Annotated in this window: 28 protein-coding genes and 1 other RNA gene; 7 read left to right on the plus strand and 22 right to left on the minus strand. The window is 44.2% G+C overall.

Features of this window, described 5'->3' with window-relative positions:
• Positions 1–9 precede the first annotated feature (9 nt).
• Together rnhC and A9176_RS01030 are read left to right on the plus strand one after the other, a co-directional pair.
• Positions 10–942, plus strand: a complete 933-nt coding sequence (gene rnhC, locus A9176_RS01025; protein WP_029509926.1) for a ribonuclease HIII — start codon at positions 10–12, stop codon at positions 940–942.
• A 28-nt stretch (positions 943–970) separates the two neighbouring features.
• The gene (locus tag A9176_RS01030) at positions 971–1,255 is read left to right on the plus strand and encodes a ribonuclease HIII (protein ID WP_077281900.1); all 285 of its coding nucleotides are present in this window, start codon (positions 971–973) and stop codon (positions 1,253–1,255) included.
• Positions 1,256–1,311: 56 nt separating this feature from the next.
• Here A9176_RS01030 and A9176_RS09040 read toward each other — a convergent pair whose 3' ends face one another.
• Positions 1,312–1,413, minus strand: coding sequence for an IS3 family transposase (locus A9176_RS09040; RefSeq protein WP_077281901.1), 102 nt, complete (start codon positions 1,411–1,413; stop codon positions 1,312–1,314).
• Positions 1,400–1,813: an iron chaperone gene (locus A9176_RS01040; RefSeq protein WP_077281902.1), complete on the minus strand. Its 414-nt coding sequence runs from the start codon at positions 1,811–1,813 to the stop codon at positions 1,400–1,402. Before A9176_RS01040 ends, A9176_RS09040 begins: the two co-directional genes overlap by 14 nt.
• Positions 1,814–2,066: 253 nt before the next feature.
• Here A9176_RS01040 and A9176_RS01045 point away from each other — a divergent pair, with 253 nt between their 5' ends.
• Positions 2,067–2,561: a hypothetical protein gene (locus A9176_RS01045; protein WP_077281903.1), complete on the plus strand. Its 495-nt coding sequence runs from the start codon at positions 2,067–2,069 to the stop codon at positions 2,559–2,561.
• A gap of 160 nt (positions 2,562–2,721) precedes the next feature.
• Here A9176_RS01045 and A9176_RS01050 read toward each other — a convergent pair whose 3' ends face one another.
• The 3 genes from A9176_RS01050 to A9176_RS01060 all read right to left on the minus strand — a co-directional run bounded on the left by A9176_RS01050 (position 2,722) and on the right by A9176_RS01060 (position 4,982).
• Positions 2,722–2,943: a DUF2316 family protein gene (locus tag A9176_RS01050; protein ID WP_242943229.1), complete on the minus strand. Its 222-nt coding sequence runs from the start codon at positions 2,941–2,943 to the stop codon at positions 2,722–2,724.
• Between the two features lie 75 nt (positions 2,944–3,018).
• A complete protein-coding gene (locus A9176_RS01055; RefSeq protein ID WP_077281904.1) occupies positions 3,019–4,374 on the minus strand; it encodes a carboxylesterase family protein in 1,356 nt (451 codons plus the stop codon).
• Positions 4,375–4,394: 20 nt separating this feature from the next.
• On the minus strand, positions 4,395–4,982 hold the full coding sequence (locus A9176_RS01060; protein ID WP_077281905.1) for a TetR/AcrR family transcriptional regulator: 588 nt from the start codon (positions 4,980–4,982) through the stop codon (positions 4,395–4,397).
• 185 nt (positions 4,983–5,167) lie between these two features.
• On the opposite strand from A9176_RS01060, the gene A9176_RS01065 reads away from it, so the two are divergent.
• Entirely contained in the window at positions 5,168–5,506 is a 339-nt protein-coding gene (locus A9176_RS01065; RefSeq protein ID WP_029510412.1) for a hypothetical protein, read from the plus strand.
• 14 nt (positions 5,507–5,520) lie between these two features.
• On the opposite strand, the gene A9176_RS01070 is transcribed toward A9176_RS01065, so the two are convergent.
• Complete coding sequence (locus tag A9176_RS01070; RefSeq protein WP_077281906.1) at positions 5,521–5,976, minus strand: GNAT family N-acetyltransferase; 456 nt, start codon at positions 5,974–5,976, stop codon at positions 5,521–5,523.
• A 221-nt stretch (positions 5,977–6,197) separates the two neighbouring features.
• On the opposite strand from A9176_RS01070, the gene A9176_RS01075 reads away from it, so the two are divergent.
• The 3 genes from A9176_RS01075 to A9176_RS01085 all read left to right on the plus strand — a co-directional run bounded on the left by A9176_RS01075 (position 6,198) and on the right by A9176_RS01085 (position 8,589).
• Positions 6,198–6,737 (plus strand): GNAT family N-acetyltransferase, encoded by a 540-nt coding sequence (locus A9176_RS01075; protein WP_077281907.1) that lies wholly within the window; start codon positions 6,198–6,200, stop codon positions 6,735–6,737.
• Between the two features lie 240 nt (positions 6,738–6,977).
• The gene (locus tag A9176_RS01080; protein WP_077281908.1) at positions 6,978–7,868 is read left to right on the plus strand and encodes a serine hydrolase; all 891 of its coding nucleotides are present in this window, start codon (positions 6,978–6,980) and stop codon (positions 7,866–7,868) included.
• A gap of 46 nt (positions 7,869–7,914) precedes the next feature.
• Complete coding sequence (locus A9176_RS01085; RefSeq protein WP_029510418.1) at positions 7,915–8,589, plus strand: TVP38/TMEM64 family protein; 675 nt, start codon at positions 7,915–7,917, stop codon at positions 8,587–8,589.
• Positions 8,590–8,798: 209 nt separating this feature from the next.
• On the opposite strand, the gene ssrA is transcribed toward A9176_RS01085, so the two are convergent.
• The 16 genes from ssrA to gap form a co-directional block, all read right to left on the minus strand.
• Positions 8,799–9,157, minus strand: a transfer-messenger RNA (tmRNA) gene (ssrA, locus tag A9176_RS01090).
• A gap of 64 nt (positions 9,158–9,221) precedes the next feature.
• Positions 9,222–10,022: a carboxyltransferase subunit alpha gene (gene accA, locus A9176_RS01095; protein WP_010001634.1), complete on the minus strand. Its 801-nt coding sequence runs from the start codon at positions 10,020–10,022 to the stop codon at positions 9,222–9,224.
• 1 nt (position 10,023) lies between these two features.
• Complete coding sequence (locus tag A9176_RS01100) at positions 10,024–10,863, minus strand: acetyl-CoA carboxylase carboxyltransferase subunit beta (RefSeq protein ID WP_029510424.1); 840 nt, start codon at positions 10,861–10,863, stop codon at positions 10,024–10,026.
• Positions 10,864–10,999: 136 nt separating this feature from the next.
• Complete coding sequence (locus A9176_RS01105) at positions 11,000–12,376, minus strand: acetyl-CoA carboxylase biotin carboxylase subunit (protein WP_077281909.1); 1,377 nt, start codon at positions 12,374–12,376, stop codon at positions 11,000–11,002.
• A 2-nt stretch (positions 12,377–12,378) separates the two neighbouring features.
• Positions 12,379–12,810 (minus strand): 3-hydroxyacyl-ACP dehydratase FabZ, encoded by a 432-nt coding sequence (gene fabZ / locus A9176_RS01110; RefSeq protein WP_029508991.1) that lies wholly within the window; start codon positions 12,808–12,810, stop codon positions 12,379–12,381.
• A 79-nt stretch (positions 12,811–12,889) separates the two neighbouring features.
• Positions 12,890–13,342 (minus strand): acetyl-CoA carboxylase biotin carboxyl carrier protein, encoded by a 453-nt coding sequence (gene accB, locus A9176_RS01115; RefSeq protein WP_077281910.1) that lies wholly within the window; start codon positions 13,340–13,342, stop codon positions 12,890–12,892.
• 3 nt (positions 13,343–13,345) lie between these two features.
• A complete protein-coding gene (fabF, locus tag A9176_RS01120) occupies positions 13,346–14,608 on the minus strand; it encodes a beta-ketoacyl-ACP synthase II (protein ID WP_068850806.1) in 1,263 nt (420 codons plus the stop codon).
• 15 nt (positions 14,609–14,623) lie between these two features.
• On the minus strand, positions 14,624–15,355 hold the full coding sequence (fabG, locus tag A9176_RS01125) for a 3-oxoacyl-[acyl-carrier-protein] reductase (protein WP_068850809.1): 732 nt from the start codon (positions 15,353–15,355) through the stop codon (positions 14,624–14,626).
• A 1-nt stretch (position 15,356) separates the two neighbouring features.
• The gene (locus A9176_RS01130) at positions 15,357–16,301 is read right to left on the minus strand and encodes an ACP S-malonyltransferase (protein WP_077281911.1); all 945 of its coding nucleotides are present in this window, start codon (positions 16,299–16,301) and stop codon (positions 15,357–15,359) included.
• A 42-nt stretch (positions 16,302–16,343) separates the two neighbouring features.
• The gene (locus A9176_RS01135; RefSeq protein ID WP_010006403.1) at positions 16,344–17,309 is read right to left on the minus strand and encodes a nitronate monooxygenase; all 966 of its coding nucleotides are present in this window, start codon (positions 17,307–17,309) and stop codon (positions 16,344–16,346) included.
• Between the two features lie 62 nt (positions 17,310–17,371).
• On the minus strand, positions 17,372–17,611 hold the full coding sequence (locus A9176_RS01140; protein WP_010001645.1) for an acyl carrier protein: 240 nt from the start codon (positions 17,609–17,611) through the stop codon (positions 17,372–17,374).
• 73 nt (positions 17,612–17,684) lie between these two features.
• The gene (locus A9176_RS01145) at positions 17,685–18,656 is read right to left on the minus strand and encodes a beta-ketoacyl-ACP synthase III (RefSeq protein ID WP_077281912.1); all 972 of its coding nucleotides are present in this window, start codon (positions 18,654–18,656) and stop codon (positions 17,685–17,687) included.
• A gap of 11 nt (positions 18,657–18,667) precedes the next feature.
• Entirely contained in the window at positions 18,668–19,126 is a 459-nt protein-coding gene (locus A9176_RS01150) for a MarR family winged helix-turn-helix transcriptional regulator (protein WP_010001649.1), read from the minus strand.
• Complete coding sequence (gene fabZ, locus A9176_RS01155; RefSeq protein ID WP_010001650.1) at positions 19,119–19,565, minus strand: 3-hydroxyacyl-ACP dehydratase FabZ; 447 nt, start codon at positions 19,563–19,565, stop codon at positions 19,119–19,121. Before fabZ (A9176_RS01155) ends, A9176_RS01150 begins: the two co-directional genes overlap by 8 nt.
• A 185-nt stretch (positions 19,566–19,750) precedes the next feature.
• Positions 19,751–20,560 (minus strand): metallophosphoesterase, encoded by an 810-nt coding sequence (locus A9176_RS01160; RefSeq protein WP_068850818.1) that lies wholly within the window; start codon positions 20,558–20,560, stop codon positions 19,751–19,753.
• A 108-nt stretch (positions 20,561–20,668) separates the two neighbouring features.
• The gene (gene gap / locus A9176_RS01165) at positions 20,669–21,688 is read right to left on the minus strand and encodes a type I glyceraldehyde-3-phosphate dehydrogenase (RefSeq protein WP_010003102.1); all 1,020 of its coding nucleotides are present in this window, start codon (positions 21,686–21,688) and stop codon (positions 20,669–20,671) included.
• Positions 21,689–21,761: the final 73 nt, after the last annotated feature.

Raw genomic sequence — 21,761 nt, forward strand, 5'->3', positions numbered from 1 at the left:
ATGACTAGTATGCAAACTGTTATTCAAGTGACCCCAACACAATTAAAAAAAATCACCGATTACTACGCCAACATGGCGACGGGCAAACAACCCACTGGCGCTATTTTTGTCGCTAAAAAAGGCCCCACGACCATCACCGCATATCGCTCGGGTAAAGTCATGTTTCAGGGGGCCAATTATGCCCAAGAAGCAGCCCGCTGGCAAACACCGGCACAACAAAACACCACCCGCCAAGCCACCGGCAAACAAGCGACAACGCCTGGTGTCAATATTCCCCAAGGGTTTGCCAATTGGTCCGTTTTAGGTTCGGATGAAGTTGGCGCTGGTGCTTATTTTGGCCCACTCACCACTGCAGCAGTCTACGTACCAAAAGACCAGCTTGCTTGGGTGCGACAACTAGGAATCGCTGATTCTAAAACATTAACCGATGCTAAAATGCGACAAATTGCGCCCGAAATCATCGCCAATTTGCCGCATCATGTTGTGAATTTAATGCCGGAAAAGTATAATCAAATGCAACCGACCAACAACGTGAATCAAATGAAGGCGATTTCACATAATTTTGTTCTCGGTAAAGTCCTAGCAAAAATTGCCCCAACAACCCCTGATGCCATTCTCATTGACCAATTTGCGCAGGCCAGTACTTATTTCAAGTATTTAACCCAAGCCCAGCAATCCCCAATCATCAAAGACAACGTCTATTTCACCACGAAGGGCGAACAGTATCATTTAAGTGTGGCTGCGGCCTCAATTTTAGCCCGTGTTGTTGAACTCGACAGCATGGCCAAATTAAGTGACGAAGCTGGCATATCATTGCCCATTGGCGCGGGCCGTCAGGCTGATGAAGCTGCTGCGCAACTACTTGATCGTGGTCTGGATTTAAACCATTTTGCCAAAGTGCATTTTGCTAACACCCAAAAAGCGCAGAAATTACGGCGCTAATTGAAACTGAATTTTTGGAGGAATAACGATGTTAAGCTTTCTGTTAATCCCATTCGTCATTATCTTTCTCGGGATTTATTTTATCGCATTCTTATTTACAAACACATTTGGGATTATCCCCCGTTTACTTTTAGCCATTGTTTTGATTTTGTTGGTCAGTTTTGTGATCAAAAACTTCTTTGCGATTGTTGGCTTGTTGTTACTGTTTGCGTTAGCCTTTTGGATCCGCATGCGCTTTATCAAACCACCCCGCGCGCCAGAAGACCCCAACACGTTTGAAGGCGACTTTGAAGAAATCAATAAAAATCCTTAAAGAAGCACAGCATATTGTGGTGTACCCAAAAAGTTAAAGTAAAATAGTTTAGTTCATTAAGCGGCCATTTGTCGGTATTCTACCGGTGAGTGGCCGTTTAATTTTGTTTGGATGCGTGTGTTGTTGTAATACAGTATCCACTTTTTAACGGCCAACACTTTTTTTGACTAACGCTTCAATCTGTGTTGCCACAGCTGGCGTTAATTCTGTGATAGCATAAGCTGTTGGCCACATCGCCGTCTCATCTAATTGCGCCGCATCGTTAAATCCCAACGTTGAATAACGGGCTTTAAACTTTGTTGCCGGTTGGAAAAACAAGACCGTTTTACCTTGCGAATTGGCATAGGCTGGCATGCCATACCATGTTTTGGGTTTCAGTTCCGGTGCAGTCGTTGTCACAATCTCATGTATTTTCAATGCCAAACGGGCTTCCTCGTCGGTCATTTCCGCAATTTTTTCCAACAAATCAGCTTCAGTATTCTTAGTCCGACGCAATTCTGCTGCGCGTTCGCGCATGGCTTCACGTTCAAAGTCTGAAAAAGTTGTTTTTTCATTCATGCTTAAAGCCTCACTTACTTTGGTTTTTATGTGTTGCCCCTAGCATATCGGAAAAAACACGAAACGACAATAGCGCTGCATAAACTGCTTTATCTTGGGTGGCCTTTTTGATATGATAGATAGGTCTGAATTATTAGTGAAATAACCAATGTTGCATATGTATAATCAATTAGAGTTGCACCAAATGCTTATCATCGTCTCCTGGCCAAACACCGTATCAAGACCACAATATCCCAAATAAAGGAAACGTTTTATGCCAGTCCCCCTACTTCAAAAATTCTTGTTTAGAATTTTGCATCACCCTAATACAGTGGCCATCGCACTGCTGAGTACAATGGTGATGATCATGTTGAGCTACAATACGATTATTCGCTTCGGTTTATCATGGCCCATCGTGATGACGATTTTGAAGGTTTACCCACTCACTGTGTTATTCATCTACTGCTTACGTACTTATGTGACATTGCCACTCGTGTTAAAGTTACACAATTATTTTCCAAAACACTTCACAACAATTGTGCCACGACACGTTTCAATTCCAGTTCTCGTGATTGCCGGTAATGTCTCTGTCATGATGGTCATTTTAACTGAAACCCATCGTCAACTTTACCCTTACTTTATTCCTGGCTACTTTGGTAACTGGGCTAAAACATTTTTTGTTGCTGTCCCTGTCTTCTTTTTTATCGTTCGGCCAGCCATTGACTACCTATTCAATAATTTAAAAATGAAATACCCGTCAATTGATTAACCGTGATCAGCTGCTATGTCTGATATAGCAGCTGATCACTTTTTTATTGCCAATAAAAAAACGCATCTCAATCGATGCGTTCTTATCTATCAAGCATAGCCAAGTTGTGCACGGTCAATATAAGCCGTATCTAAGAACCACATCTGGCGATAGTCACCAGTCACAATACCGTAAAGGGCGTTAAATCTGATCCCAATGCTTTGATCAAATAGTTACGCAAAATCCACGGTTCTTCAATGCGATCAACATCGAGTTGACTCACTGCCAGCACCTTTTCCGGCGTTGTGCCTAAGTCAGCAGCGACCTGTTTTAAAGCAACTTTGCTTAAATTTTCTTGTAATTCCTGCGCTGTTTGAGCGTGTTCTGCGCGATTAAGTGACATGTTTTTTCTCCTATTTTGCTATAGGCATAGCACTTTTTCAAAAAATGCCAACTCATTAGCTCTCAGATTGACCACTCATTTTTCAACGGTGATAACTTGATTGAAGACAATTTTTGCTGGGTAATTGGCTGCAAACTGCGGCCAATCGAGTTGGTCTTCTTGGTTTGGGTTCCCCGTTTTCACAAACTGCGTGAAATACGCCTGCATGTGTTCAGCGAGCGGATAAGCTTTGCTTGTGTCTACATCGGCCAGCATCGGTGCATTATCCCATTGGGCAAAATTGTTAAAAATAAACGGTAAATCAATACAATGACACGCCAACATCATAGGATCTTTGGCGGCAAGCGCCATGTCATAAAGATAGCTTGGTGCTTGTTGGGCCGCAAATCCAGTGATTAACGCCTGCGTTGGGATTTGGAAAATGTCAGCCGTTGTTTTTTGAATCATCTCAAAATAATTGGCTTGTTTTTGAACGGTTGGCTGTTGGAAAAAAGCAGTCGTTTCATTAGTTGTGGTACCAGCAAAGAGTTGTGTCTGAGCATTGGCGCGGTCCAACGCACCTTGCATAATCGAACCGGTAATGATATGACCATCGATATACGGATAAAAACCCGTTGGGACAGGATCGCCTGTCCGCTTTTGCATTTCTAATGCCACGGCACCCTGCGCTGTCACAATCTTTTCAACTGGCACTTGTGTCAATTCAGCCGGATCGTCTAAGTCCAGTTGTGCGAGTAAAATAGCCGTCAGCATCGCTGCTTTATCTTTGGTTAACGGTTCAGCAGCCCCTGGAAAACTCAATAAGCCAATCCGATTGATCAATTGACTGGCCATTGGCGATGCAAATAGGGCTAATGCATACCAAGCCCCCACCGATTGTCCGGCAACGGTTATTTGGTCGGGATCGCCGCCAAAGACCGCGATGTTGTCCTTGACCCAAGTCAAGGCCGTGATTAAATCATGGAGTGCCAAATTATCATCCGCAACCCCTGGTTGGTAGAGATGGCCCAAGGCGCCTAATCGATAATTAACGGTGACCACCACAATATCGCCATTTTCTGCCAAGCTTTGTCCGTTATACCAAGGTAAGGCGCCACCACCGGTCAAAAAGCCCCCACCATGAATCCAAAAAAGCACTGGTTTTTTCGTTTGTGAACCAGTTGTCCACACATTTAAACGAAAAGCATCTTCGGACTGATTTTTTTCTTCAGGTTTGCTCCCCATTACCGGCCCCAAGCGGTTAATATCTTGGTTAAATATCGGACCAGGCTTGGTCGCCAGTCGTGTCCCTTCCCAAGTATTTGGTGCTGCAACATACTTAAAGCGTCCTGCGAATTGTCCATAAGGGATATCGTAAAATGCGTGCGTCTGGCCTTCTTTTTTCCCAAGTAACTGCCCTTGGGCAACTTGTACAACCAATTCATCTGTCATGTGACACGACCTTTCTCGTCTTAATCCTGACGAATGCCTTGCATAAATGCGGCAATCACTGCATCAATATAGTCCGTATCTACAACCTCTGTATACAAAAATACTCTCAGATAAACTGCGCCAAATAACATATCCAATGCCTTATCCAGATCAATATCAGGCTTAATCACGTGCTGCGCTTGACCAGCTGTTAAGAGTTGCTTTGCTGCGCGGCGTTTGACTTCAAAAAATGTCGTTTGAAAAGCGGTCACACGCTCAGGTTGATCAATTAAAACGGTAATTAAGGCGCGACCAAGTGGCTGATTTAAGATGACCACAAGGTCCCCAATCACTTGGCGGAAGTTGTCCGCAATTGACAATGCTGGCTCAAAATTAACGTCAACTGTGGTGACGTGTAAAAAGGCCGTAAAGAGTAAAGCTTCCTTATTTGGCCACCAACGATAAATTGTTGCTTTACTCACACCTGATTGTTTCGCAATGGCTTCAATCGTCAAATTAGAAAACGGTACCGTATCTAATAATGATATGGTCGCTTGGATAATGGCTGTTTTGGCCGCCTCGCTACGTGGGCGACCGACTGATTTATCTTGTTTACTGGGATTATGCATTGTGCCCTCCTGTTAGGGTTAATTATAAAACGATACGTTTCGTTTTATAATAGAAAAAATGCTTAAAATACCATAATGGCAATTTTCAGGGTGTTTGCCTACCACTTTTCTGAGTGTTTTGTTATGCTAGAAGCAATGATTGATGTGGGTTATCCCACATAACAAGCTATAGGGGGAATTTAATCATGAATGAAAATGGTAAAACAGTGCCTGAGGAAATACGCGGTTGGAACTGGGGAGCATTTATTTACAATATCTTTTGGGGCATTGGCAATAAGACCTACCTGCCACTACTTTGTCTCATCCCTGTCTTCAATCTCGTTTGGATATTTGTCTGTGGCTTTAAAGGCAACGAATGGGCTTGGCAAAAAGGTGATTACCAAGATGTTGACACTTTTAAAGCCGTTCAAGCAACTTGGAATCGTGCCGGACTTGTCCAATTCATTATCGCAGTGATTCTTGGCGTACTTTATGTCTTCTTTTTTGTGACAATGCTCTCAACACTCATTAATAACAGCTATTAAAGTCGCATCAAAGATTAACGTGCTGTCGTACTGACCAACGTCAGCGCACGTTGGTCGGGTTGTACCGTGAAACCATTGTGATAATAAAATTGTTCAGCTGGTGTCCCCTTATCCGTTTCTAATATGATATGCGGGATATCAACTGATGATAAATCAGCTTTAATCGTTTCAAGCAAAAGGGTGCCGACACCCTTTTTTTGTTGGTCAGCAGCCACGAATAAGTCTAATAACTGGTATTCTACCCCACGATGCCACGGTCTAGAAAAGCCTAAGGCCACCCCGATAAGTTGTTTTGCTTCCCAAATTGCATAGCAACGATTAGTGTTCATTGCCAGCAAGCGTGAGATGTATTGGCTCACGTCAGGTAAAGCATGCGTTTCACACCATGGTGCTTGGGAAAATACCGTTTGATATAATTGTGCAGCAGCTGTGATATCTGTCGCAGTTAAGCGTCCAACTCGTTTTGTCATCCGTTACACCCTCTTTCCATTTTATAACTATGATATAATATTTCTAACACTTTTAACATTTAATTTTTGAATTACCCACCGCTCTCGTATACGTGCAAGCACTTATCCACGCTAAAAGATGTGCCCAGGAGTTGCATATGATTGCCACTAAACTGCCCTAACTTGCAGCCTTCTTTAACTGTTGCAAGTATCCCCGCACACATTTAGAGAAAAGAGAAAATATGTTTATTGGTCAAAACGTCAAGTTATCACACTATCATGAAGGTGATGGTGCACAATTCGCCACAGGGCAATGGGATGATGCGTTTAACAATCCCTTATCAACTGAGATGATTCATCCGTTCACCGCAGCCGATTGGGAAAAGATTTTTACCAGAAGCGCAAATAGCCACGACAATGTCGAGTTCACAGTCAGGAAAACCAGTGATGATCGTCTCATTGGTTTTGTCGGCCTGTTTGGAATCAGTATTCGTAATCACACAGCTGAACTTGCCTTAGGCATTCTTCAAAGTGACGATCGTGGCAAAGGTTATGGCACTGAACTATTAAACCTCATCTTAGATTATGGGTTTAACAACCTGAACCTGCATAAAATCAAACTCAATGTTTATCCTTTTAATATTGGGGCAATTAAGGTATATACACGCGTTGGTTTCGCCAAAGAAGCGACGTTCAAGCACGAGGTATTCTATCATGGGCAATGGGTCGACAACGATCGTTACGCTATTTTTCAAGCTGACTGGTATGCCAGACAAAAATAAACAACAAGCACTCGTTTGAGTGCGTACATAATTTTTTGCGACAACAACTAATTTCGCTTCACACAGGGCGCACGAGGCGTTAGCACGCACAATTCTCTGACAGGTCTCCTAAATATTTGTTATGATGGGTATATTGTTATTTGACGTCATGGCTGTATCATGCCAGACAAGCAACTGGTAAATGATACCTGCCATGCCACGTCTAATACTGCAACTACTTTAGAAATGTAAACTGATTTTATGACCCTCCGTAAGCAAAAAAGACCCAAGTTGAAAAAAGGTGTCCGTGTCACGATTCTCCTACTAGTCGTTCTCAGTGGTATCTTAGTTTATCAGGCTGGTGGTAAAGCATTCTTCGAATCATTGATCAGACCCGTTGTCTCGTTGTCTGAACAATTAACTCACCAACCAGATTCTGAATTAAAGCAGCAGTGGCAAGATATCCTCACAGATCAAGACGCTAACGTTAACATCGCGGTTTATAACCACAAAACGAACCAGACTACCGCTTTCAGCAATAACACGTCCGCGACCTACTACACCGCTAGTATCATTAAAGTGGCTGTTTTGGCTAACTTATTAAATAACCACGAAGACAATAACACATCATTGTCCGCTGATGAGCAAACCCTTGCTCACGACATGATCATCTTATCTGATAACCAAGCCACGACTACTTTATTAAACACCTATCAAGGTGGCTACACGGCACCCAACCGCCTTTTTAATCAACTCGGCATGACCCATACCAAAATGAGCACGGCTGCTTGGGGACTATCAACGACAACCGCAACCGATCAAATCAAATTATTAAACGCGTTGGCTTATGGTACCAAATCCCCACTCGATCAAGCAGATCGCAACTATGTCTTGCAACTCATGGCAAATGTTGCGCCCGACCAAGCCTGGGGCATGAGTAGCGAACTCGCTGACAATGCACAAGTTGAACTTAAAAATGGTTGGCTAGAACTCGATACCGGTTGGGTGGTGAATACAATTGGCCACGTCAAAACCGAGAATAGTAACTATACCATTGCTGTCTTAACAAACGGCAATGCTACCCAAGATCAAGGCATTGATTTAATTGAATCCCTAGCGGCGGTTACGGTCAGGCAATTAAATGCCGATTAACTCGCCTTGTACCACAGCGTAATAACTCAGAAAGGATTAAGCTGTTGTGAAAAAAAAGACTATAGTCAGTATTTTAGTTGGTGCTATCACAATCATTTTGTTATTGTTATTAACTAAAAATCTATATCCTGACGTTCTCTCATTAATTAACCCCCATACGCCTGCGGCAGACATTCGTGCGCAAATTCGTTCACATGGTATTACCACGGCCTTTCTATTAACTGCTACCTTGGCACTTTTCTGTCTGATTCCTGGTGTGCCAACATCAATGGTCGGTGTTTTAATCGGTGTCTATTTTGGTCCCGCTATTGGTATTTTATTAAATATCATCGGTACCTTTACTGGTAATAGTTTATCTTTTATTCTCATCAGCCATTTCAAGATCCTATCTAAGCCACACACGAAAAACCGATGGGTGCGATTTATCTCTTCCGCTAAACATCCCGCAATCATTTTAACGATTTCATATATGATTCCCATTATCCCGATGTTTATCGTGAATTACACCGCCAATAAACTTAAATTGCCTGATAAAGTAACCTATTTGTCAATGTTTATCGGCAGCATTCCATCTGCAGTACTGCTTAGTGTTGGTGGCGATGCCATCTTCCGTGGCCACAGTACACCAGAACTAAAAGTCGTCTTAGCTGTACTCGCTGTCGGCATTGTTGCCGTTATCCTTTTACGTCTCAAGAAGCATCAGCAACAAACACAGTCATAACCGTCAAATTTAAAATTTTTTCACGAATTAATACGATAAAAAACGCACCAGTTTCAGCTGGTGCGTTTTTTGTGTCTATGGCGCAAATTTGTAGCAAATGGTGCTGATGTTTTATTCTCACGTATCCTTTTTAGCACACTGAAAACACTGTCACACCAACGTTTTACATACAAAAAGCGATGACACCAGTATGCCTAGTATCCCCGCTAATATGGAGCCGAGGGGAGTCGAACCCCTGTCCAAACTGCCCGGTACATGAACCTCTACGCTTATAGTGTTGTCATTTAAGTTTCATGATTGATTCCGCCACAACACGAGGCTAACATCAATCACTAACTCGATTCATTTAACGCCGCTGTTCCGAATCTAAGCAACGACGCGATCTGACTTTTTATGACCTAACCTTAGACGCCAGCTACCAAGATTAAGTGACGCATCACTGTTTTTTAGGCAGCGATTGCGAAAGAGTTTTCGTTTTTTGCAGTTAAAATTTCTGCCCGTTTTAACGCCCGGATGGCGAAACGCAGTCCATGCCCTAAACAGCCTGTCGAATTCCAAAAACGACCCCAATTTAAGCTGCTCACGCAACAAATAAAAATACTGACAGCCGTCAGTATTTTTATTATACCATATTAAAACGCTCTAAACCGTGCACGTCGTTGCTTAAGTAATTCTTCTGGCGTTAACGCATTTAGTCGCGCAAATTCATCGTCTAATCGCTGGCGAATCAAATTAAAGACACGCGGATGATTCCGTGATTCGGGAATAATATATTCAATCACACCCTTTTCCAAAAGATCCTTAGCCGTGATACCCATGACAGCGGCGGCCTCATCAGCACGCTTACTATCTTTCCATAAAATAGATGCAAAACCTTCCGGTGACAAAATGGAATAAGTCGCATTTTGGAACATCCAGACTTGATCACTCGTGGCCAACGCCAAAGCGCCACCAGAACCACCTTCTCCATAAATAATGGCAATCATTGGCACCGTCAATTTCATAGATTCTAAAATAGACTTGGCAATCGCTTCGCCTTGGCCTTGCGCTTCCGCCGTTTTACCTGGAAATGCCCCTGGCGTGTTAATAAACGTCACAATTGGGCGATGAAATTTGTTGGCTTGTTGCATCAAGCGTTGTGCTTTGCGATAACCCCAAGGTTCAGGCGACCCATTGCGTTTGCTCAGCTTATCTTGAATATCAACACCCTTATCAATGGCAATGACAGTCACTGGCTTGCCATTTAAAGCGGCAATGCCACCAATCACCGACATGTCATCCCCACTCAAACGATCGCCATGCAATTCAACAAAGTCCGTAAAAATACCATCAATAATTTCACGCGCCAAAAAGCGGTCTTCACGTGACTTTTTCACCACTTCAGCTGGCGTTAATTCATGCTTAAATAATTTTAATCCAATATTGACTGCCATGTTATACCTCCGACACCCGATGCAACCTCACCAGTTTAGCAATAATGGCGCTCAGTTCAGGACGGGGCACAATTTGATCAACAAAGCCATTTTCTAGTAACGTTTCGACACGCTGAAAGTCCTTTGGTAGCTTCTCATGAATCGTTGATTCAATCACACGTGCACCAGCAAAGCCAACCAAAGCATGCGGTTCAGCTAACGTAATATCGCCTTGCATGGCGAAACTGGCCGTCACCCCACCAGTTGTTGGATCTGTCAGTACGACCAAATAAAGGAGGCCAGCTTCTTGATGCGCCGCCACTGCCGCTGACACTTTGGCCATTTGCATCAAGGAATTAATACCTTCTTGCATCCGTGCCCCACCAGAAGCCGTGAACAATACTACCGGTAATTTTTTATCCGTCGCATATTCAAACAAGCGGGTGATTTTTTCACCAGTCATTGATCCCAATGACCCCATCATGAAATAAGAATCCATGACGCCTAGCGCCACTTTTTCATTTTCAATTGTGGCCACACCGGTCAATACGGATTCGCCTAAACCTGTTTGTGATTTCGCCCGCGCGAGCTTATCCGCATAGCCAGGAAATTCTGGTGTTGTCATTTCAATGTCAGCATCCATTTCTTCAAATGATTGCGTGAGCAAATCGACACGTTCTTGCGCTTGCAAACGGAAGCCATAACCACAGTGCGCGCATACACGAAACGGTCCCAATTGCTTATTGTACATTTGAACACCGCAATAAGGACAAGCTAAGAAAAGCCCGTCTGGGATGCGTTCATTGACCGATGCATCCCGCTTAATTTTAGCGGTTGATTTTTGATTATCGTATAAATCCATCTTTATCCCGTGTCCCAACACCGCAAACTCACCAGTTGGGACACATGCCTCCTAATCACTTTACTTAGCAGTCCAGAACTGCATATGGCACTAATATGATAATACCGCATATGTCGGCCATACGCGGTATTATTGTTTATTCAGTCGCTGGCAAACTATCAAGCCAGCGTGGTAAAAAGTCACTTTCTAGGTAACGTGTATCAAATTCTCCACGTTGTACTTGGGGATCAGCTAACAATGCCTGTTGGAAGGCGCGGCTCGTGGCGACGCCACGGACCACCGTTTCATCCACAATCCGACGCATCTTAGCCATCGCTTGCGCACGATCAGCACCATGCACAATGAGCTTACCAATCATTGAATCATAGAATGGTTGGATTTTATCACCATTAAATAATGCCGAATCAATACGAATACCAGGCCCACCAGTTGGGAGAAAGACGAAATCAACTGTCCCGGCACTAGGGGCAAAATGCTTTTCTGGCTGTTCAGCCGTCAAACGCACTTCAATTGCATGACCTTGCACTTGCACATCAGCTTGCGTCACTGGCAAATCTTCGCCAGCGGCCACGGCAATCTGCAATCGAATCAAATCTAAACCGGTGACCATTTCTGAAACGGGATGTTCCACTTGAATTCGCGTGTTCATTTCCATGAAATAAAAGGCGCCTTCATGATCTTGCAAAAATTCAATCGTCCCTGTATTCACATAGCCCAAAGCTTGAGCTGCGCGGGTCACAATTTCACCCAATTCAGCACGCATTGCTGGCGTCACACCAGTTGCTGGCGATTCTTCTAACACTTTTTGGTTATTACGTTGCAAAGAACAATTACGTTCAGGCAAATAAATCACATGGCCATTTTCATCACGCAACAATTGCATTTCAATATGCCGCACGCGTTCCATAACCTTTTCGATATACATATGGTCATCGCCAAAAGCAGCACGGGCTTCGTTTTGCGCATCATCAAATTTATCTGAGAGCTCATCTTCGCCGTATACAAAGCGCATCCCTTTACCACCACCACCAGCAGCAGCCTTGAGCAACAAAGGATAACCAATGCGATCGGCCACAGCCTTGGCTTCGTCAAAATCTCGAATAAACCCTTCAGATCCTGGAATGACAGGCACACCAGCGCGGCGCATTTCTTCACGGGCGTTCGCTTTATTACCCATTAATTCGATGGTCTCTGGCCGTGGCCCGATCCATTGAATTCCGACCTCACCGACCATTTCAGCAAACAACGCATTTTCAGCTAAGAAACCGTAACCTGGGTGAATGGCTTCTGCCCCAGATAGCAAGGCGGCGCTCAAAATGTTTTTCATGTTCAAATAAGAGTCTTTTGGCTTTGGCCCACCGACAGCGATGGCTTCATCAGCGATTTGAACATGCAGGCTATCCTTATCAGCGGTCGAATAAATCGCCACTGACCCAATGCCCATTTCTTTTAACGTTCGGATAATACGAACCGCAATTTCACCACGGTTGGCAACCAATACTTTTTTAAACACAATTAATCTCCAATGATGAATGTCAATTCAGCAGTTGTTGCCTTCTTGTCACCAATCCACACAATCCCTTTACCCGTTCCAATTGGCCCACGCAAACGATCGATTGTCACTTCCAAACGCAAGCGGTCACCAGGGCGTACCATTTGACGGTAACGCGCCTTCTTGATACCACCAAAGTAAGCAGTCTTCCCTTTATATTCTGGCATTGACAAGAGCGCAACGGCACCCGTTTGGGCCAAGGCTTCAACGGTTAACGCACCTGGAAAGGTTGGGTTCCCTGGGAAATGACCTTGGAAAATTTCTTCATTGATTGAAATATTCTTGTAAGCCACGGCCCGTTCACCTGGCACCAATTCTTCAACCGTATCCAACATCAACATCGGATAACGATGCGGGATGATGTCCATAATTTGTTGGGTGTTTAGTACGCTCATGTGTCTATTAAACATACAGCACCAATTACTGTATGCCTTTCCTCCTATTCAGGTATGTACGCGGAAAACTCCGCTTAAATTATGCTGGTGTCACGATATAAAGTGGCTTGTTATAGTCCACCACTTCTTCGTTTTCAACCAAAACTTCGGCAATTGTGCCAGCAACTTCACTGTGAATTTCGGTCATCAGTTTCATCGCTTCAATCACAGCTACTGTTTCACCAACCGCTACCTTGTCACCAACTTGTTTAAACATTGGCGCTTCTGGTTTTGGTTGCAAATACACTGTGCCAACCATTGGCGCAACGATTTCGACACCCGCTGTCACTGGTTTTGCCAATGGATGTTCGTTAGGTGCATCGTTAGCCACTACTGGTTCAGCGGCGGCAGTGAGTGCTGGTGCGACAATCGCCGCGTTGTCATTTTTTGACAAATGCAAACTAAAATCACCGTCGGTAATTTGAAATTCGCGTAATGAACTATTTTCTAGATCCGCCATCAAGCTGCGGATTTCATCGATATTTAAACTCATGAATTAAGCCTCTTCGTGCCAGTTTTTGAAAATGACTGCAGCGTTGTGGCCACCAAAACCATAATTTGCACTTAGTACATATTCAGGTGCGGTATGCTTTGTCGCAGTAGACACCAAGTTCACCAACTTCGTGTCATCATCTTGTTCGTCCACACCAACGTTGACTGGCATTTCCCCACGGACAAGTGCGCCAACCGAAACCAAGGCTTCAATCGCACCAGCCGCACCAAGCAAATGACCTGTCATCCCCTTAGTTGATGAGACAGGGACATTGTTAGCCCCAAAGACAGTGGCAATCGCATGTGCTTCACCAGAATCATTGGCACCAGTTGCTGTTCCGTGCGCATTGATATATGAAATCTTTTCAGGTTGCAAATCGGCATCGCGAAGGGCATCACGCATGGCACGCGCTGCACCTTCACCATCAGGTGATGGTGATGTCATGTGGTAAGCATCAGATGATGCACCATAACCCACAAGTTCAGCCAAAATGTTGGCCCCACGTGCTTGGGCATGTTCAAGGCTTTCAATGACCAAGATACCTGAACCTTCACCAAGGACAAAACCATGACGGTTCTTATCAAATGGCTTTGATGCTTCCGTCGGATCTGTTTCCGTTGACAACGCTGTCAAAGCCGCGAAACCAGCAATCCCAATTTCGTTAACTGTGGCTTCTGAACCACCCGTCAACATCACATCTGCCTTACCGGATTGGATACGCCAGAAAGCTTCACCAATGGCATTGGTTGCAGAGGCACAAGCAGTCACAACCGTATAGTTTACCCCTTTGGCACCAAAACGCAATGACACGTTACCCGATACCATGTTTGGAATTGATTCAGGCACGAACAATGGGCTTACACGTTGTGGTCCCTTGTCATGCATTTTGATCACTTGTTCCTGAATAGTGGTCAAACCACCGATACCATTACCCAGAATAACGCCAAAACGCGTCGGGTCTTGGACAGTCGTTGGGTTTTCTGAGCCTTCAGGTGCTTTCAAACCAGCATTTTCCAATGCTTGATCAGCCGCATCGATGGCGTATTGTGAGAACAAATCCAACTTACGTGCGTCACGCTTGCCCACACGTTTTGCTGGGTCAAATCCATCAACTTGTCCAGCGACCGTAATCCCTGTTTCTGTGGCATCGAACTTTGTAATTGGCTTAATCCCGATTTCTTCGTTGAAGATACCATTCAAAAATGTTTCTGTATCATTTCCAAGTGGGGTTACGGCACCAAGACCAGTAATGACTACTCGTGTCATGTTGTTCTCCTTTAATTAAATATACAATCCGCCATCAACAGTCAATGTTTGCCCTGTAATGTAGGAACTATGTGCTAAGAAAAGCGCTGCTTCAGCGACTTCACTGGCTTCACCAAACCGTGATAAGGGAATATTTTTCAAAATTTCCGTTTGCGTTTCTGCTGGCAAAACCGCCGTCATATCAGACATAATCATGCCTGGCGCAATCGCATTTACACGAATCCCACGACGGGCACCTTCTTTGGCAAGTGACTTGGTGAAACCAATGATACCAGCTTTTGAAGCGGCATAATTCGTTTGTCCCATGTTACCCATTAAGCCAATAACGGAACTCATATTCACAATTGCCCCATGTCTTTGACGAATCATCTTCTTAAAGATTGGTTGCGTTACATTAAATGTCCCATTCAAGTTCACATTAATGACCTGAGCAAAATCAGCTGGCGTCATCGCCATGGCCAATTGGTCTTTGGTAATACCCGCATTGTTAATCAAAACATCAATACCAGGGAAATCCGCTTGCTTGTATAAGGCCTTGATACTCGCCTCAGCTGCTTCAGCATCCGCAATATCAAATTGCAAAGTTTGCGGTGTTTGCTTGAATTCAGCCAAAATTTCTGGCGCGATAGCTGAACGCGCATGTAAAATCACGTGAGCGCCCGCAGCATCAAAGGCTTTGGCAATTGCCAAACCAATACCGCGCGATGAGCCAGTAACGAGCACTGTTTGATCTGTGAAATCCATCATACTAGGCTTCCTTTCCTGCTGCAACTAATAAATCACGCACCGCATTGAAACTGTCAATATCGGTAATCGCATAACGCTTGACGTCCTTTGGTGCAATTTTCTTGGCGAATTTAATTAACGTATCTGATGGGCCAACTTCAATAAATGTATCGACACCATCAGCCAACATTTTTTCCATCGCTTGCGCAAAGTAAGTGGGTGAAATAATTTGTTTTGTCAATGTTTCAAATAACGTGTCAGCCGTAAATAATGCCCCCGTTGTATTTGAATAAACCGGATATTGGGTCTCGCTGAAAGTTTCGCCAGCCAGACGTGTTGTCAACTGCACAGCCGCATCTTTTAACAATGGCGTATGGAAGGCTCCTGACACGGGTAATTCAACGAGGCGTTGAATCCCTGCTTCAGTTAAGGCTGCCATGGCCTCATCAACATCTTCAGACACACCACCAATGACCAGTTGCGCAAATGTATTATAGTTGGCTGGGTAAACTTGCTTGCCAGCTGCCTGCAGTGATGTTAACACGTCTTCTACCAACGCTTGATCATCACCCATCACGGCAACCATCTTACCTGGATTGGCCTCACCGACTGTCTGCATGTAGATACCACGGTCTTTGATAATCGCCACGGCTTGGTCAAATCCCATAGCGCCACTGGCAGCCAACGCTGAGTATTCACCCAAACTCAAGCCCAGACCTGCTACTGGGGTTGGCAAAGCCTCACCCAACGCGTTAATAATGGCATTGCTCATCGCCAAAATAGCAGGTTGTGCGTAAGCTGTTTGCGTGATTTTTGTTTCGTCATTGGCTACAGCTTGTAAATCATAGCCTAAGATGGCTGACGCTTGGTCAATTGTGTCACGGTAAGCGGGTAATGCCGCGTATAAGTCGGCACCCATGCCAGCTTTTTGCGCCCCTTGACCGCTAAATAAGATACCTAATTTCATATTAGTCCCCATGTAAAATTTGCTGACGTGTCAGCGCTGTGGTTACAATGTTGTATTTTCAATACCCATCAAGTCAGTTGCTTCTGCCCAAATATCAGACAAAATTTGTGCGGCTGGCTTTTCATCTTTGATCAAACCAGAGATTTGACCAGCCATGAAAGCGCCACCTTCTTTGTCACCTTCTTGAACAGCCCGACGCAAAGTACCGGATTCCAACTTTTCAATTGCGGCAGCATCTGGCTTTTCTTTTTGGATTTCAAAGACTTCGTTTTTAACGAAGTTCTTAGCCATCTTGTTCTTCAAAACACGTGCGCGGTTTCCCATCAGTTGGCCAGTAACAATCGTGTCAATGTCCTTGGCTTTAATGATTTTTTCTTTAAAGTTGGGGTGAATTTCAGATTCTGTTGCCGTCAAGAAACGCGTTCCCATTTGAGCCCCAGCAGCCCCCAACATGAAGGCGGCGGCAACACCACGACCATCGCCAATACCACCAGCAGCAATGACTGGAATATCAACAGCGTCGACTACTTGTGGTACTAACGTCATCGTTGTCAACATGCCGATATGCCCACCAGATTCCATTCCTTCAGCAATCACAGCATCGACACCCTTCTTTTCCATCATCTTAGCTAATGACACAGAAGGGACAACCGGCATGACGATAATACCAGCCGCGTGTAATTCATCCAAGAATGGTGACGGATCACCCGCTCCTGTGGCAACCACTTTCACGCCTTCTTCAATGATCACGTCAAAGACTTCCCGAATATGGCGACTCAAAAGCATCACGTTGACACCAAATGGCTTGTCCGTCAATGCCTTGACGCGTTTGATTTCTTTGCGGACATCTTCACCGTGCCAGTAACCTGTACCGATAAAGCCTAAACCACCCGCTTCAGAAATTGCTGCAGCCAATGCACCGGTTCCAGCCCAAGTCATCCCACCTTCAACGATGGGATACTTCATGCCAAGTTTTTTAAAAAGCGGGTTCTCTACGTTTACTACCATTTTATTTTCCTTTTAACTCTTATACTATGTACGTGACCATTCAAGCATGATCACCTGTCACATTAAGCTGCCAATTGTTCTTTAACCTTGTCAACCAAGTCTTGGGTTGTCTTGATGTCTTCAGCAACGGCCAACTTGATGTCAAAGTCGTCTTCGACACGGTTCAAAACTTCAAACAAGTCCAAAGAATCGGCATCGATGTCATTTGTCAAGTCAGTTGTTAATGACACTTCGTCTTCTTCCAAATCAAATTGGTCAACCAAAATTTCCTTAACCTTGTCAAAAATTTCTGCATCTGTCATAGTGTTCGTCTCCTAGTATTTTTTCAGTATTTTCGTTAGATTTTTGCGGTGCAGCCGACTACACCGATGTTGTTTAAATTTTCCAAATTTGCGCGCCAACCGTCAAGCCACCACCAAAACCTACTAAGGCAATGGTTTGCCCGGCATGTACTTGACCAGATTCAACCAATTCATCCAAGAGAATCCCAATGCTAGCCGCACTCGTGTTACCGTTGCTGGCCATATTGGTTGGGAACTTGGTTTCTGGTTGACCAAAACGTTTAGCAATTGTTGACACAATGCGCGCATTGGCTTGATGTAACAAATAATAATCCACATCATCTGCTGAGAGTTGCGCTTTGGCCAACGCCGCTGCTAACGCATCCGGCACTTCACGCGTGGCAAAATTATATACCTCACGGCCGTTTTGGTGGAAGTAAGGATCAGCTGGTGTAATGTCACCTGAAAACGGGTTGGCATTACCAAAGCGGCCAGCAACTAAGTTATCGCCCTTATCACCAAATGTCCGCAACTCCTCACTCAGTAATCCAATCGCTTCAGCCGTTGTTTCAACGAGTACGCCAGCGGCGCCATCGCCAAACAACACAGCCGTCGTGCGGTCTTGCCAATCCACGAGTTTTGATAAGACTTCGGCACCAATCACCAAACCGCGACGATATCGGGTTGACAATAAACTGGACGCCACGCTCATGCCATAAACCAACCCCGAGCAAGCGGCACTCAAGTCAAACGCAAAGGCCCGATTGGCTCCAATGGCACCTTGGACAATGGCAGCCGTGCTTGGTGACAAACTATCTGGTGACATCGTACTGACAATAATAAAGTCCAAACTTTCAGCTGATACTTGGGCCTTTGCCAATAACTGCTCAGCCACTTGAATGGCTAAATCGCTCGTGTTTTCCGTGGTCACCACTTGGCGTTGACGAATCCCTGTCCGTGTATAGATCCAATCATCGTTGGTCTCCATCATGGTACTTAATTCGTCATTCGTCACCAGGCGGCTAGGCACTTGACGCGCCGAGGCCACGATTTTTAAGTGTTCCATAACTCCCCTTTTTACTGCTTAATAACGTTTGCAAGATAGCTCACCAAATTATGAATGGCACGCTTTACCGTGTCCATCTCACTGGGTTGCATATCTTTTAGCAAATTGTGTGCCAAGTCACGATGGAACCCTTGGTGGGCACGATACACAACCCGCCCTTTATGGGTCAGTCCAAGGCGAACCACCCGCCGATCTTTATTAGAACGACGACGCTCGACATATCCTTTTTCAACGAGCTTATCAATGGCAGTTGTCATCGCGCTCGGTGTTAAGTGGATCATCTTCGCGACTTGTGAAGCGCTTTTTTCAGAATACATCGATATCGCATCGATTGTATGCATATCTTTTAACGTAATATCTGAAAAATCACTTTGCTTTAACGCGGCTTCTTCAATCCACATCACATTATTAAACACATCGACGAGTTCACTATTTAATTCTTCAAATTCTAATGTAACGGCTTCATTCATCTTTTTCATCTGGCGAAACAACAAACATCAATTCGGCAGAGGTTGCTGTCTTCCCATCAACTTTAGCTTCAACCAATACGCTACCCATGTTGGCGCGTAACTTACCAAATGTCACATGTAACTTCAACACATCACCTGGCACAACCATCTTTTTAAACTTGGCATCATCGATACCCGTCATGTAGGCTGTCTTCCCCTTAAATTGTGGGGATGACAAAATTAAGATTGAGGCCGCTTGGGCGAGTGATTCAATAATCAAGACACCTGGCATCACGGGATTACCAGGGAAATGTCCTTGGAAAAACTGTTCATTAATTGTCACATTTTTAACAGCGACAATCGATTCATCTGGCACCATTTCTTCAACGTAATCCATATACAAGATTGGATAACGATTCGGAATCAGTGCCATAATTTCGGTTGTTGTGAGAACTGGCATAAGTCTTCAGTGCGCTTTCAGTCAGTTGCCCGTACCGCTTGATTGCAATAACGGCCTCACTTGAGCGCTTTTCCTTTCGTCTAATACTTCGACTATCGAAATATCTAATATTGAAATTATCGCACGATTTATTTCGATAGTCAAACTAATTATTGAAAATAAAAAAAGACACGCCACTGCGTGCCTTAAAATTCAAGGATAACCAAGCGGTTTTGCCACTCTGTGATGAAATCATCACTTGCCCACTCATGAACACGTGCCGTGTTGTAACCAACAGCAGCATTATAATACGTATTATTGCCAACCTTCAACGGTGCTGGATGCACATGAAGATGCCCAGTAATCGTATTAATCGTATACGAGTGATCCAGTTTATCTCCGAGCGCTTGGCTCCCTAATAACGCATTTGCCATATCCAGCCGCGTATTGCCATAGGGAAAGCGTTTAATATAATCCGTTCGTGGCACAAAGTGTGACACCACTACGGTTTGCTTCCGATCTGCGGCATCAAATTGTGCTTGTAATTGCGCCATATTACGGTCAAAACGTTCCTGATCCGAGACTGGTTGTTGGATCCGACGGTCGAACCAGAAATTATTTTTAAACTGTAAAATCTGTTCTGTTGTATAATCTTGGCCCACAAAATCGTAATTATACCAACCATTATTACCAATTAAGCGCACATCCGGTGTCAAATCAATAAATTTATTATGGAAATATAGCGGATCTAAATCACTTTCCAATTCGTCATAAGTGACCCCGCGCCCCATGTCATGGTTACCCGCTAAAAATCGAATCTGGATTTTATCAGCCAAAGCGGCCTGCATGTCTCGTGCAAAAGCTAATGATTGTTCAAAATCATTAAACAAGTCTCCGGCAATCACATACAATGTGACATTTTGGTTCAATAAATAAAGTGCCTGCACATGCATGGCCCGTTGAACATCTATTTTATTCAAATCAAAATGATTGTCAGATGAAAATGCAACCTTCACACGCGAATCCTCTTTCAAATTACTGAATAAAGTATAGCACAAATCCGTTGAAAAGGCTGTTAGAACGCAAAAAACCTGCCGAAGCAGGTTTGAAAATTGCGATTTATCTTACAAAGTTGCGAAGTACAACAATGTACGGATCATGTTTGAAGTGAAACCGTATTCGTTATCGTACCATGCAGCAACCTTAACAAGTTGTGCACCGTCACCTGAAACGATTTCAGTTTGTGTTGGATCAAAGACTGTACCGTGTGTGTCACCAATGATATCAGTTGAAACCAAACCATCACCATTGTAACCAAATGAGTCTGATTCGTACTTCTTCATTGCTGCGTTCACTTCGTCAACAGTTACTTCCTTGTCCAAGATTACTGACAATTCAGTAATTGAACCAGCAGGTACTGGGACACGGATAGCTGAACCAGTCAACTTACCATCCAATTCAGGCACAACAAGACCGATAGCCTTGGCAGCACCTGATGAGTGTGGCAATGAGTTTGATGCAGCATCGCGGTTAGCTTGACGCTTTGCGAAGTTTGAAGTCTTAGGACCATCTTGCAAGCTTTGTGAAGCTGTGTAAGCGTGGACTGTCAACATCAAACCAGTCTTAACACCGAATTCCTTTGACAAAGCATTTGCCATAGGTGCCAATGATTGCGTTGTGCATGAACCAGCAGAAACGATTGTGTCTTCTGGCTTCAAGATGTCTTGGTTAACACCGTAAACAACTGTAGGAATCTTACCAGCTGGTGCTGAAATCAAAACCTTCTTGGCACCGGCATCCAAGTGAGCTTGTGACTTTTCGGCTGAAGTATAGAAACCAGTAGCTTCCAATACATATTCAACGCCATCGTTTTCAACCCACTTCAAGTCAGCTGCGTTGCGTTCTGCGTAAACTGTGTAGTGCTTACCGTTAACGATAATACCAGTTTCATCAGATGAAACATCAGCCTTCAATACACCGTGAATTGAGTCATACTTCAACAAGTATGCCAACATTTCTGGTGAAGTCAAATCGTTAATCGCAACAACTTCGATGTCTGAAGCTGTGTCTGACAACTCAAGAATACGACGGAAAGCCAAACGGCCAATACGTCCAAATCCGTTAATACCAATCTTAACAGTCATGTGTTTAGATCCTCCAAAAATTTTTGACTTATGTCAACACCAATATTATAGCACAAAGTTGGTTTATGAGCGA

It is taken from the genome of Leuconostoc garlicum (assembly GCF_001998805.1).
GTDB classification, from domain to species: Bacteria; Bacillota; Bacilli; order Lactobacillales; family Lactobacillaceae; genus Leuconostoc; species Leuconostoc lactis.

Excerpts from the sequence above, each read along its gene's own strand:
- A9176_RS01040 (WP_077281902.1), bottom strand. The coding sequence starts at position 1,813 with ATGAATGAAAAAACAACTTTTTCAGACTTTGAACGTGAAGCCATGCGC.
- A9176_RS01050 (WP_242943229.1), bottom strand. The coding sequence starts at position 2,943 with ATGTCACTTAATCGCGCAGAACACGCTCAAACAGCGCAGGAATTACAA.
- A9176_RS01055 (WP_077281904.1), bottom strand. The coding sequence starts at position 4,374 with ATGACAGATGAATTGGTTGTACAAGTTGCCCAAGGGCAGTTACTTGGG.
- rnhC (WP_029509926.1), top strand. The coding sequence starts at position 10 with ATGCAAACTGTTATTCAAGTGACCCCAACACAATTAAAAAAAATCACC.
- fabG (WP_068850809.1), bottom strand. The coding sequence starts at position 15,355 with ATGATGGATTTCACAGATCAAACAGTGCTCGTTACTGGCTCATCGCGC.
- accB (WP_077281910.1), bottom strand. The coding sequence starts at position 13,342 with ATGAGTTTAAATATCGATGAAATCCGCAGCTTGATGGCGGATCTAGAA.
- accA (WP_010001634.1), bottom strand. The coding sequence starts at position 10,022 with ATGGCAGTCAATATTGGATTAAAATTATTTAAGCATGAATTAACGCCA.
- A9176_RS01060 (WP_077281905.1), bottom strand. The coding sequence starts at position 4,982 with ATGCATAATCCCAGTAAACAAGATAAATCAGTCGGTCGCCCACGTAGC.
- fabZ (WP_010001650.1), bottom strand. The coding sequence starts at position 19,565 with ATGCCAGTTCTCACAACAACCGAAATTATGGCACTGATTCCGAATCGT.
- A9176_RS01080 (WP_077281908.1), top strand. The coding sequence starts at position 6,978 with ATGACCCTCCGTAAGCAAAAAAGACCCAAGTTGAAAAAAGGTGTCCGT.
- A9176_RS01070 (WP_077281906.1), bottom strand. The coding sequence starts at position 5,976 with ATGACAAAACGAGTTGGACGCTTAACTGCGACAGATATCACAGCTGCT.
- A9176_RS01065 (WP_029510412.1), top strand. The coding sequence starts at position 5,168 with ATGAATGAAAATGGTAAAACAGTGCCTGAGGAAATACGCGGTTGGAAC.
- A9176_RS01030 (WP_077281900.1), top strand. The coding sequence starts at position 971 with ATGTTAAGCTTTCTGTTAATCCCATTCGTCATTATCTTTCTCGGGATT.
- A9176_RS01140 (WP_010001645.1), bottom strand. The coding sequence starts at position 17,611 with ATGACAGATGCAGAAATTTTTGACAAGGTTAAGGAAATTTTGGTTGAC.
- A9176_RS01135 (WP_010006403.1), bottom strand. The coding sequence starts at position 17,309 with ATGGTAGTAAACGTAGAGAACCCGCTTTTTAAAAAACTTGGCATGAAG.
- fabZ (WP_029508991.1), bottom strand. The coding sequence starts at position 12,810 with ATGAGCGTACTAAACACCCAACAAATTATGGACATCATCCCGCATCGT.
- A9176_RS01150 (WP_010001649.1), bottom strand. The coding sequence starts at position 19,126 with ATGAATGAAGCCGTTACATTAGAATTTGAAGAATTAAATAGTGAACTC.
- A9176_RS01045 (WP_077281903.1), top strand. The coding sequence starts at position 2,067 with ATGCCAGTCCCCCTACTTCAAAAATTCTTGTTTAGAATTTTGCATCAC.
- A9176_RS01145 (WP_077281912.1), bottom strand. The coding sequence starts at position 18,656 with ATGGAACACTTAAAAATCGTGGCCTCGGCGCGTCAAGTGCCTAGCCGC.
- A9176_RS01100 (WP_029510424.1), bottom strand. The coding sequence starts at position 10,863 with ATGGATTTATACGATAATCAAAAATCAACCGCTAAAATTAAGCGGGAT.
- A9176_RS01075 (WP_077281907.1), top strand. The coding sequence starts at position 6,198 with ATGTTTATTGGTCAAAACGTCAAGTTATCACACTATCATGAAGGTGAT.
- gap (WP_010003102.1), bottom strand. The coding sequence starts at position 21,688 with ATGACTGTTAAGATTGGTATTAACGGATTTGGACGTATTGGCCGTTTG.
- A9176_RS01130 (WP_077281911.1), bottom strand. The coding sequence starts at position 16,301 with ATGAAATTAGGTATCTTATTTAGCGGTCAAGGGGCGCAAAAAGCTGGC.
- fabF (WP_068850806.1), bottom strand. The coding sequence starts at position 14,608 with ATGACACGAGTAGTCATTACTGGTCTTGGTGCCGTAACCCCACTTGGA.